Here is an 11068-nt window from a genome sequence, read left to right on the forward strand (position 1 = left end):
TGCGGGACTACAAAGTCTCACATCATCGCGCGAGCCGGTGTCCGCTTCGCGAACAAGCCTTTCGATGGGGGCTCAGGTGGCGTCGTTTGTCACGCCACGGCACGCTGGATTCAGCGCTGGGGCGGTGGCAGCAGGCCGGCGGTGTGGATCGCACTGCCGGGGGCATCGTCCTCGCCGGGCACGAAAAGCGTCAGCACGCAGGCCAGCACCGACACCACGAGCGTGGCGGTGAACTTGAAGCGGGCGGACGTGGCCATGGCTCGATAGTGGGCCATGACGCCGCGGCGCGCTCCCCCTAACTCGCCGGTAAATGCTGACGGCGTGGTGGCAGGAGTAACGATTTACACGCCTGGGAAGGCCTGGCGGAAGCGCCCCGGCGTGGTGCCTGTGGCCGCCTTGAAGCGCTGGCTCAGATGGCTGGCACCGGCATAGCCGCAGGCGGCGGCGATGTCGGCCAGCGGCAGGGCGGTTTCGCGCAGCAGGGCGCGGGCGCGGTCCATCCGGCGGGCGGCGACCCAATCGTGCACGCTGCACCCCATGGAGGTGCGGAACATGCGCGCGAAGTGGAACTCCGACAGATGGGCCTGGGCGGCCAGACCGGGCAGGCTCAGCGCGGCACTGTCGAGGTGGGCGTCGACGAAATCCAACACCCGCCGCCGGGATGTGCTGGAGAGGCCGCCGGCCGGGCGTTCGGCCCGCTCGCGCAGCCGGGGCTTGGCCGCCTGCAGCACGAGGCGGTCCAGTGCGGCCTGGCTCAGCGCATCGATCTGCAGCCGCTCGGCCGGGTCCAGCCAGTCCAGGGCCGCGACGCCACGGGCCCAGGCGGCCAGCACGGCGTCTTCGCCAAAGATGCGCTGCTCCAGCGTGATGGCGCGCGGTTCGGCGTCCAGCAGGCGCACGACCCGCCCGGCCCAGGCGTCGTTGGACAGGTAGAGGTGGACGAAGCGCAGCCGCCCCGCCACGTTCCAGTGCGACTCGTGCTCCGCCGGCAGCACGCAGTGGCAGCCCGGCGAACCGGTCTCACCAGGGGTCTCGACGAGGTGGGTGTCGTGCCCGCCCTGCAGATAGACCGACAGCGTGTGGTGGCCAGGGCGGGCGTAGTCCATGCGGCCGCCGTGGTTGCACCACTGCACCAGGCGCAGGCCGTCTGCCAGGGCCACCTCGCGCTCACGATGCGCGCTCGATCGCCCCAGCACCTCGAAGATGGGCTGGTGGACGGTGGCGCTGGCGAGCAGGGAGGCCATGCCGCGATGCTAGGGCCGCCGCCCTTTCCCGCGCCCGGGCGGGGGCAAGGATGCGCAGGAATCTGCAATCGCGCGCTCGGCCGCCGCGCCATGCTGGCGGCATGAATGCTTTTCTGTACGTGTTGGTCGTGCTGATCTGGGGCACGACGTGGATTGCGCTGAAGTGGCAGCTGGGCTCGGTACCCATCGCGCTGTCCATCGCCTAYCGCTTTGGCCTGGCCGCCCTGGTGCTGTTCGCCTGGCTGGTCTGGCGGCGCCAGCTCGTCGTGCCGCGCGGCAAGGCGCTCGGCTGGGTGCTGGCCCAGGGCCTGTGCCTGTTCTGCCTGAACTTCGTCTGCTTCCTGAATGCCAGCCAGACGGTGGCCAGCGGGCTGGTGGCTGTCGTGTTCTCCAGTGCCGCGCTGTGGAATGCACTGCTGGCGCGCCTGGTGCACGGCCGCGCCATCGCGCCACAGGTGCTGGCGGGCGGCGCGCTGGGGCTGGCGGGGCTGGTGCTGCTGTTCTGGCCCGAGATCAGCGGTGGGCATGCCAGTGCAACCGGCCTGGCCTGGGCCCTGGGCGGCACGCTGTGCTTCTCCACGGGCAACCTGCTGTCCGCCGCGTTGCAGGCCGAAGGGCTGAAGCCGGTGCAGACCAATGCCTGGGGCATGGCCGTCGGCACGGCCATCCTGACGGGCTATGCGCTGCTGGCCGGCCTGCCTTTTGCGTTCGACGCGAGTGCCCGCTACGTCGGCGCGCTGCTGTATCTCGCCATTCCGGGCTCGGTCATCGGTTTCACGGCCTATCTCACGCTGGTGGGCCGGTTGGGCCCGGAGCGGGCGGCGTACAGCACGGTGCTGTTCCCGGTCGTGGCGCTGAACGTGTCGGCCTGGGTGGAGGGCTACCAGTGGACGGCACCGGCGCTGGTTGGCTTGCTGCTCGTGATGGCGGGCAATGTGCTCGTGTTCAGGCGGCGCGCTGCGGCGCAGCCTCCTGCACATCGATCCGCACCATCGCGAGCCACGTGACCACGAGCACGGCGGGCACCAGCGCCAGGAAGCCGACCTGCATGAAGGCTGCGGCCCCGGCCATGGCGCCGACGCCGAAGGCCAGCACCGGCCAGAGCAGCTTGCGCAGCCGCTCGCGCGTGCCGGGCTCGGCGTGGCCCAGCGCCATGTCGGTGGCGTCGATGACGAGCTGGGTCACGTTGCCGGTCATGACGGTGTGCGGCGTCAGCTTGGCCAGCGGCAGGCGGCCGGTGGCGTTCTGCACGCCCATGGCCGCGGCGCCCAGGCAGCCGGCCAGCAGCACCCAGGGCGCATCGGCCTGCAGCACTGGGTTGGCCGCCAGGCCGGCGGCCATGAAGGCGGCCAGCAGCAGGGCCTGGGTGCCCAGCAGCCAGGGCTGGGGGGAGCGCTGGTGCTTCTCGCAGGCCAGCGCGATGAGCCGCGCCAGCACCACCGCGCCAATGAAGGCCGGAAACGCCAGCAGCTTGAGCAGCACGCCGTGGCCGGGCCGGGCCAGCTCGGCGCCGATCAGCACGAAGTTGCCGGTGACATGGGCCGTGAACAGGCCGAACAGCGCGACGAAGCCCAGCGTGTCGACATAGCCCGCCACGGCAGCGAGCAGCGGGGTGGCGCGAGCAGGAGACAGCGCCATGATCAGAACGCGAAGCAGCTGCAGCCGAGGGCACCCCAGAAGCCGCGCACGTCGCGAGCAGGCGCCTCCCGGGCCAGGGCCGCACCGTGGGCATGGGCGTGCACGCCGCAGGCGCTGGCGCACAGGCAGTCCGCGCTGACCGATTTGAGGCGGCGGTAGTGGCCGGGCACGGTGGCGACCGGCGACCAGCTCGGCAGCACGGGCAGGGCTGGCGGGTCAAGGTCACGGAACCGGTCTGCCGCGTGCACGACGCGGCCGCCCACGACGGTCAGCACGGATTCAATGCCGCCGATTTCATCCTCAGGGACGCGCAGGTAGTCGGCCGACAGCACGGCCAGGTCCGCCAGCTGGCCCACCTGGATGAGCCCTTTCTTGCCCTGCTCGCAGGAGAACCAGGCGCTGCCGGCCGTCCACAGTTCCAGCGCTGCTTCGCGGCTGAGGCGCTGGGTGCCGGGGTAGAGCGTCAGGCCGCCGACCGTGCGGCCGGTGACCAGCCAGGAGAGCGCCGTCCACGGGTTGTAGCTGGCCACGCGGGTGGCGTCCGTGCCGCCGCCCACCGGCACGCCCATCTCGAGCATGCGGGCCACGGGTGGCGTCTGCTCGGCGGCTTTCGAACCGTAGCGCTCGACGAAGTATTCGCCCTGGAAGGCCATGCGGTGCTGGATGGCGATGCCGCCGTTGAGCGCCTTGACCCGCTCGATGTTGCGCACGCTGATGGTCTCGGCGTGGTCGAACATCCAGTGCAGGCCGTCGAAGGGGATGTCGCGGTTGACCTTCTCGAACACGTCCAGCATGCGGCTGATGGACTCGTCGTAGGTGGCGTGCAGCCGGAAGGGCCAGCGGTGCTCGACGAGGTGGCGCACGACGGCTTCGAGTTGGCCCTCCATGTCGGACGCGAGCTCGGGGCGGGGCTCGAGGAAGTCCTCGAAGTCGGCCGCCGAGAACACCAGCATCTCGCCGGCGCCGTTGTGGCGCAGGAAGTCGCTGCCGTCGCCGGGCTTGACCTGGGACGTCCAGCTCTTGAAATCGTCCAGCTCCATGCCTTTGCGCTGTGTGAACAGGTTGTAGGCAATGCGCACCGTGAGCTGGCCCTCGTCGGCGAGCTTCTGGATGATCTGGTAGTCGTCGGGGTAGTTCTGGAAGCCGCCGCCGGCGTCGATGGCGCTGGTCACGCCGAGGCGGTTCAGTTCGCGCATGAAGCGGCGTGTGGAGTTGATCTGCGCCTCGGGCTCCAGCCTGGGGCCCTTGGCCAGCGTGGCGTAGAGCAGCATCGCGTTGGGCCGGGCGATCAGCATCCCCGTGGGGTTGCCGGCGGCGTCGCGCTGGATCTCGCCGCCGGGCGGGTTGGGCGTGTCCCGCGTGTAGCCCACGGCGCGCAGCGCGGCGGCGTTGAGCAGGGCGCGGTCGTAGAGGTGCAGGATGAAGACCGGCGTGTCGGGCGCCGCGGCGTTGATCTCGGCGAGCGTCGGCATGCGGCGCTCGGCGAACTGGAACTCGGTCCAGCCGCCCACGACGCGCACCCACTGCGGGTGGGGCGTGCGCTGGGCCTGGGCCTTGAGCATCGCGAGCGCGTCGGCCAGCGACGGCACGCCTTCCCAGCGTAGTTCCAGGTTGTAGTTCAGCCCGCCGCGAATCAGGTGGATGTGGCTGTCGTTCAGGCCGGGGATGGCGCGGTGGCCTTGCAGGTCGACGACACGGGTAGCCGGCCCGGCCTGGCGCATCACGTCGGCGCCGTCGCCGATGGCGCTGAAGACGCCGTCGGTGATGGCGACCGCTTCCGGGTTGGGCACCGCGCGGTCCAGTGTCGTGAAGCGGCCGTTGACGAAGATCAGGTCGGCGGGCATGGGCTCACTCCCGGGTGGCGTGGATGGATGGGCCTTGGATCAGCCGCTTGGCCAGCGGCACGGCCTGCTCGCCGGCCAGGATACCGAGCAGACCCAGCAGCGCGATGACCGGCGGCGCCGGCGAGCGCACGCCCAGCAGTCCGTAGATGACACCGACCAGCAGGCCGGCACCGAGTGACAAGAGGTAGACCTTCATGGTGCCGGCTCCTGGGTGGATCAGCCTTCGTGGCCGCCAAACATGGTTTGCGCGTAGGTGATGCCCAGGCCGTAGGCGCCGCCCAGCTTTCTGGCGATGCCGGTGGTCTGCTCATAGGTCTCGGTGCGGGCCCAGTCGCGCTGCAGCTCCAGCAGGTATTGCACCGACGTGATCGGGCGGGCGCCGGCCTGGACCATGCGTTGCATGGCGCGCTCGTGCGCTTCCGCGGACACGTCGCCCGAGGCGTCGGCGACGACATAGGCCTCGAAGCCCTGGTCGAGGGCCGACAGCACCGGCCCGACGATGCAGACCGAAGTCCACAGGCCGGCGAAGACGATGCGGCCCTTGCCGATGCGGTTCACTTCCTTGATGACGTTGACGTCCTCCCAGGTGTTCATGGACGTGCGGTCGATGGCGGCCTGGCCGGGGAAGGCGGCCTTGATCTCGTCGAACATCGGGCCCGAGAAGCTCTTCTCGGCCACCGTCGTCAGGATGGTGGGCACCTTGAACTCGGCAGCGGCGTGGGCCACCAGGCCGGCGTTGTTGCGCAGCAGCGTGGCGTCGATGGAGTGGGTGGCGAAGGCCATCTGCGACTGGTGGTCGATCAGGATCAGCGCGTGGTCGGTCGGGTTCAGCAGGGATTGGCCGGGTTGGGCGATGGCGGTGGGCATGGTGATCTCCTGAAGTTGGTCAAAAAATTGAACTGCCGGCTGCCTTCGGGAATTCCTCAGGCGTGTCGCTACTCTAGGCAGACCGCTTCGGTGAAGATAGCGATGCTTTCTCACCGACTTCATCAAATAATCTGACCAATGAAACTGAGCCTGGAAGTGCTGCTGGTGCTGGACGCCATCGACCGGCGCGGCAGCTTTGCGGCGGCGGCCGAGGAGCTGCACCGCGTCAGCTCGGCCATCAGCTACCAGGTGCAGAAACTGGAGTCCGACCTCGGCGTGACGCTGTTCGACCGCAGCGGCCACCGCGCCGTGCTGACGCCGACCGGCCGCCTCATGGTGGACGATGGCCGCCAGCTGCTGCGCGCCGCCCAGGCGCTGGAGGTGCGCGCGCTGCGCATGGAGCGCGGCTGGGAGACGACGCTGCGCATCGCGGTGGACGTGACCGTGCCGTTCGCGCTGCTGGTGTCGGAGGCCGCGCGCTTTGCGAGCGACCACCCCGAGACCGAGCTGCGCTTCAGCCGCGAGGTGCTGGGCGGCTGCTGGGATGCCCTCGTCACGCGCCGGGCCGACCTGGCCGTGGGCGCGGTGGGCGAGCCGCCGGGGGGCGTGGGCCTGTCGGTACGGCCGCTGGGTGAGCTGGAGGTGGCCTTCTGCGTGGCGCCGGGTCACCCGCTGGCCGACGCGCCCGAGCCGCTGACCTGGGAGCAGATCCAGCCACACCGCGTCGTCAGCATGGCGGACAGCTCACACCGCCTGCCGGCGCGCAGCCTCAACGTGGCGGCCGGCCAGCCGGCGCTGAGCGTGCCCGACCTGGAAGCCAAGCTGCAGGCTCAGCTCGCCGGCCTGGGCTGCGGCCATTTGCCGCGCTGCATCGCGCAGCCGCATCTGGACGCGGGCCGGTTGCGCTGCAAGAGCCTGGCCGAGGCGCGGCCGCCGCAGCGCTTCCACCTGGCCTGGCGCACGGCGGACAACGGGCCGGCCTTGAACTGGTGGCGGGAGCGATTGAACCGGCCGGATTTCATCTCGGCCGAGGTGATTGCCGCCCCACTGGGTGGTGGCGGGTGATCAGGCCTTCTTGCGCTCCAGCAGCGCCATCGCCTCGCCCACCAGCCCGCGCCGGAAGGCCAGCACGCAGACGATGAAGATCAGCCCGGTGACCAGGCTGACCGACTCGCCCAGGCTGTTGAACCAGGCCACTCCGGTCAGCTCGCCCAGCCAGTTGCCGAAGTCGCCGATCTTGTTCTCCAGCGCAATGATGACCAGCGCGCCGACCATGGGCCCGACCAGCGTGCCCATGCCGCCCACCAGCGTCATCAGGATGACGAGGCCCGAGGTGGTCCAGATCGCGTCGGTCAGCGTCGCGAAGCCCAGCACCAGGGTCTTGGTGGAGCCCGCCAAGCCCGCCAGCGCGGCCGACAGCACGAAGGCCAGCAACTTGAAGTGGGCGACGTCATAGCCCAGCGAGGTGGCGCGCGCCTCGTTCTCGCGGATGGAGGTCAGCACCTGGCCGAAGGGCGAGTGGACGATGCGGTAGATCAGCCAGAAGGCGGCGATGAAGATGCCCAGCACGACGTAGAACAGCGTCAGGTCGCTGGCCAGATCCAGGCCGAGGAAATGGCCGCGCGGCACCGACTGCAAGCCGTCTTCCCCGCCGGTGAAGGGCGTTTGCAGGAAGAAGAAATACAGCATCTGCGCCAGCGCCAACGTGATCATCGAGAAGTAGATGCCCGAGCGGCGGATGGCCAGCAGGCCGAACAACAGGCCCATGCCGGCCGCGCCGGCCATGCCGACGAGGATGCCCACCGGTGTGGGCAGGCCCCAGACCTTGAGCGCATGGCCGGTCACATAGGCCGCGGTGCCCAGGAAGGCCGCGTGGCCGAAGGACAGCAGGCCGGTGAATCCCACCAGCAGGTTGAAGGCGCAGGCGAACAGCGCGTAGCAGAGCACCTTCATGACGAAGACCGGGTAGGCCCCGAAGGTCGGCAGCAGCGCGATGCCGACGAAGAGCGCGGCGTAGCCAATGAGCTTCTTGTTCATTTCTCTTTTCCGAACAAGCCAGCCGGGCGCACCAGGAGGACGATGGCCATGACGACGAAGACGACGGTGTTGGACGCCTCGGGGTAGACCACCTTGGTCAGCCCTTCGACGATGCCCAGCCCCAGGCCGGTCAGGATGGAGCCGAGGATGGAGCCCATGCCGCCGATGACGACGACGGCGAACACCACGATGATGAGGTTGGTGCCCATCAACGCCGACACCTGCAGGATGGGCGCGGCCAGCACGCCGGCGAAGGCCGCCAGCGCCACGCCGCCCGCGTAGGTCAGCGTCACCATCAAGGGCACGTTGATGCCGAAGGCCTGCACGAGCTTGGGGTTCTCGGTGCCGGCGCGCAGCTTGGCGCCGAGCGAGGTCTTCTCGATCAGCGCCCACACGGCGAAGCACACGATGAGGGACGCGACGACCACCCAGGCCCGGTAGTTGGGCAGGATCATGAAGCCGAGGTTGGTGGCGCCCTGCAGCGCATCCGGCACCTGGTAGGGCTGGCCCGACACACCGTAGACCGAGCGGAACACACCCTCGATGACCAGGGTGATGCCGAAGGTCAGCAGCAGGCCGTAGAGGTGGTCCAGCTTGTAGAGCCACTGCAGCATCGTGCGTTCGATGACGATGCCGATCAGCCCAACGGCGAAGGGCGCGAGACCGAGCATGAACCAGTAGTTGAGCCCCAGGTATTCCAGCCCCATCCAGGCGAAGAAGGCCCCCATCATGTACAGCGCCCCGTGGGCGAAGTTGATGATGTTGAGCATGCCGAAGATGACCGCCAGGCCCAGGGACAGCATCGCGTAGAACGAGCCGTTGACCAGGCCGAGCAGCAGCTGGCCCAAGAGGGCCGGCAGCGGAATACCGAAGATCTCAGTCATCGCACCCTCAGAAGATCACTTCTTGACCAGCGGGCACTTGCTGTCCGCGAGCTTGGTGAACGCCTCTTCACCCGGGATGCGCGTCACGACCTTGTAGTAGTCCCAGGGCTCGGTCGATTCCTTCACCGACTTCACCTGCATCAGGAACATGTCGTGGATGCCGCGGCCGTCCTCCTTGCGGATGGTGCCCTTGGTGTAGAAGTCGTTGATCGGCGTGTCCTTCATCTTGGCGATGACCTTGTCGGCGTCGTCGGTCTTGGTGGCTTCGACGGCCTTCAGGTAGTGGGTCACGGCCGAGTAGTCGGCGGCCTGCAGCGACGAGGGCATGCGCTTCATCTTCTCGAAGAAGCGGCGGCTCCAGGCGCGCGCTTCGGGCGTCTGGTTCCAGTACCAGGAGTCGGTCAGGTACATGCCTTCGGTCGTCTTCAGACCGAGGGAGTGCACATCGTTGATGAACATCAGCAGGCCGGCGAGCTTCATGCCCTTGGTGATGCCGAATTCGTTGGCGGCCTTGATCGCGTTGATGGTGTCGCCGCCCGCATTGGCCAGGCCCAGGATCTGCGCGCCCGAGCCCTGGGCCTGCAGCAGGAAGCTGGAGAAGTCGCTGGCGTTCAGCGGGTGCTTGACGCTGCCCTTCACGCTGCCGCCGTTCTTCTGCACGACGGCCGTGGTGTCGGCCTGCAGCGCCGCGCCGAAGGCGTAGTCGGCCGTCAGGAAGTACCAGTTCTTGCCGCCCGCCTTGGTCACCGCACCGCCGGTGCCGTTGGCCAGGGCCACGGTGTCGTAGGCGTAGTGGATGGTGTAGGGCGTGCAGTTCGCGTTGGTCAGCGCCGAGCTGCCGGCACCGATGGAGATGAAGGGCTTCTTCTTCTCGGCCGCGACCGTGGCGATGGCCAGATTGACGCCCGAGTTGGTGCCGCCGATCAGCAGGTCCAGGCCCTGGGTGTCCATCCACTCGCGCGCCTTGGCGGAGGCGACGTCGGCCTTGTTCTGGTGGTCGGCAAAGATCAGCTCGACCTTCTTGCCCGCGGTCATGCCCTTCAGGTCGGCGATGGCCATTTTGATGGCCTCGACGCCGCCGGCGCCGTCGATGTCGGCATAGACGCTGGACATGTCGGTCAGGAAGCCGATCTTGATGACGTCGCCGGAGATCTGGGCCTGGGCGGCAAAACCGCAGGTGGCGAGGGCGGCGGCGATGAGGGTCTTCTTCATGGTTGTCTCCATTGAGGTGTCGGGTTAGACGCTGAGCAGCTCGTCCAGCTTGGCCTGGTGGGCCGGCAGTTCGGCTGCGGGGAAGGACAGCACGACCTCGCCGTGCTCGATGACGATGAAGTGGTCGGCCAGCGGGGCGGCAAAGCGGAAGTTCTGCTCCACCATGACGATGGTGAAGCCTTGGCTCTTCAGCGTGCGGATCATGCGGGCCAGGGCCTGGACGATGACGGGCGCCAGGCCTTCGGAAATTTCGTCCAGCAGCAGGATGTCGGCCCCCGTGCGCAGGATGCGTGCGACGGCCAGCATCTGCTGCTCGCCACCCGACAGCCGCGTGCCGGGGCTGTTCCTGCGCTCGGCGAGATTGGGGAACATCGCGTAGATGTCCGCCTCGCTCATGACCTTGCCGCGCTTGGCCTTGAGCAGCGGCGGCAGACGCAGGTTCTCTTCGGTCGACAGGCTGGCGAAGATGCCGCGCTCCTCGGGGCAATAGCCGATGCCGAGGTTGGCGATGCGATGGGTCGACAGGTGGACGGTCTCTTCACCGTGGACCTTGATCGAGCCTTTTCTTGCTCCTGTCAGGCCGAGGATGGCGCGCAGCGTGGTGGTTCGTCCGGCGCCGTTGCGGCCCAGCAGTGTGACGACCTGGCCGGGTTGCACGCTCAGGTTGATGCCGTGCAGGATGTGGCTTTCGCCGTACCAGGCGTTGAGGTTGGTGATTTCGAGGGCGGGGGTGGCCATGGTCAGCCTGCTCGTTGCTGTTCGTTGCTTTGGCTTGGCGCCAAGTTGCCGGGGGGCCGTCCCGGCGGCCGGGTAACTTTCTTCTGCGGGGCCAGAAGAAAGTCACCAAAGAAGAGGCCCTGAACCGCACACGATCGCGGCGCCGCGAAGAGCGGCGCGCGAAAACGACCGCTGGCATTGCGGCAAGAAGCGAACCGCTGCGCTCTCGCACACGACTTGTCACGAGCTGAATGCATCGAACCCTCGGCCCGTTCGACGCGCGGCTGCACGCCGGGCTCATCAGGAAATRCCGAACAGCCGCGTCGCTCGGGCGACGCYGCATTGGGCTGTTTTGATGAGCCCGGCGTGCAGCCGGCGTTAACCGGCATGAAGTGGCGATGGATGGCGCTCGTCATAGGGACAGCAGCGAGAGCGCAGCGGGTCGCGTGGTGGCGAGGCCCAATTCCGAGCATCGCGAGCGCTTCATCCCGCTCGAGTGCGGATTGCCTTAGCGCTCCTCTTTTGGTGACTTTTCTCTGGCGCGTCAGAGAAAAGTTACCCGCCCTCGCGGGGCGGATTCCCGCGGCACTGCACCGGGTCGAKAGGCTCTTCGCAAGAGCAACAC

The 11068-nt window shown here is 68.3% G+C and carries 11 protein-coding genes and 1 pseudogene; 2 read left to right on the forward strand and 10 right to left on the reverse strand.

Annotated elements, in window-relative coordinates; translation table 11 throughout:
- Positions 1-110: 110 nt before the first annotated feature.
- The gene (locus tag AC1DW3_RS26725; RefSeq protein WP_477936621.1) at positions 111-257 is read right to left on the reverse strand and encodes a hypothetical protein; all 147 of its coding nucleotides are present in this window, start codon (positions 255-257) and stop codon (positions 111-113) included.
- 84 nt (positions 258-341) lie between these two features.
- Entirely contained in the window at positions 342-1244 is a 903-nt protein-coding gene (locus tag AC1DW3_RS26730) for a helix-turn-helix domain-containing protein (RefSeq protein WP_477936623.1), read from the reverse strand.
- A gap of 101 nt (positions 1245-1345) precedes the next feature.
- Between AC1DW3_RS26730 and AC1DW3_RS26735 the strand changes: the two genes are divergently transcribed.
- Entirely contained in the window at positions 1346-2251 is a 906-nt protein-coding gene (locus AC1DW3_RS26735) for a DMT family transporter (protein ID WP_477936625.1), read from the forward strand.
- Here the strand turns inward: AC1DW3_RS26735 and AC1DW3_RS26740 are convergent.
- The 4 genes and pseudogenes from AC1DW3_RS26740 to AC1DW3_RS26755 all read right to left on the reverse strand — a co-directional run bounded on the left by AC1DW3_RS26740 (position 2190) and on the right by AC1DW3_RS26755 (position 5593).
- Positions 2190-2882, reverse strand: a complete 693-nt coding sequence (locus AC1DW3_RS26740; protein ID WP_477936626.1) for a YoaK family protein — start codon at positions 2880-2882, stop codon at positions 2190-2192. The two genes, AC1DW3_RS26735 and AC1DW3_RS26740, sit on opposite strands and share 62 nt — an antisense overlap.
- Positions 2883-2884: 2 nt before the next feature.
- Positions 2885-4726 (reverse strand): amidohydrolase, encoded by a 1842-nt coding sequence (locus tag AC1DW3_RS26745; RefSeq protein ID WP_477936628.1) that lies wholly within the window; start codon positions 4724-4726, stop codon positions 2885-2887.
- Positions 4727-4742: 16 nt separating this feature from the next.
- Positions 4743-4922, reverse strand: a pseudogene (locus AC1DW3_RS26750) (DUF1427 family protein); the annotation flags it as partial.
- 20 nt (positions 4923-4942) lie between these two features.
- The gene (locus AC1DW3_RS26755; RefSeq protein WP_477936630.1) at positions 4943-5593 is read right to left on the reverse strand and encodes a hydrolase; all 651 of its coding nucleotides are present in this window, start codon (positions 5591-5593) and stop codon (positions 4943-4945) included.
- Positions 5594-5731: 138 nt separating this feature from the next.
- On the opposite strand from AC1DW3_RS26755, the gene AC1DW3_RS26760 reads away from it, so the two are divergent.
- Positions 5732-6658: a LysR family transcriptional regulator gene (locus AC1DW3_RS26760; protein WP_477936632.1), complete on the forward strand. Its 927-nt coding sequence runs from the start codon at positions 5732-5734 to the stop codon at positions 6656-6658.
- On the opposite strand, the gene AC1DW3_RS26765 is transcribed toward AC1DW3_RS26760, so the two are convergent.
- Genes AC1DW3_RS26765 through AC1DW3_RS26780 form a run of 4 tightly spaced genes read right to left on the reverse strand, consistent with a single transcriptional unit; the run spans position 6659 to position 10464 of the window.
- The gene (locus tag AC1DW3_RS26765; RefSeq protein WP_477936634.1) at positions 6659-7630 is read right to left on the reverse strand and encodes a branched-chain amino acid ABC transporter permease; all 972 of its coding nucleotides are present in this window, start codon (positions 7628-7630) and stop codon (positions 6659-6661) included. It lies immediately after the preceding gene.
- A complete protein-coding gene (locus AC1DW3_RS26770; protein ID WP_477936636.1) occupies positions 7627-8514 on the reverse strand; it encodes a branched-chain amino acid ABC transporter permease in 888 nt (295 codons plus the stop codon). Before AC1DW3_RS26770 ends, AC1DW3_RS26765 begins: the two co-directional genes overlap by 4 nt.
- A gap of 15 nt (positions 8515-8529) precedes the next feature.
- Positions 8530-9726, reverse strand: coding sequence for an ABC transporter substrate-binding protein (locus AC1DW3_RS26775; RefSeq protein WP_477936638.1), 1197 nt, complete (start codon positions 9724-9726; stop codon positions 8530-8532).
- 24 nt (positions 9727-9750) lie between these two features.
- Positions 9751-10464, reverse strand: a complete 714-nt coding sequence (locus AC1DW3_RS26780) for an ABC transporter ATP-binding protein (protein ID WP_477936640.1) — start codon at positions 10462-10464, stop codon at positions 9751-9753.
- Positions 10465-11068: the final 604 nt, after the last annotated feature.

This window comes from Roseateles sp. P2_H4, from assembly GCF_056403315.1.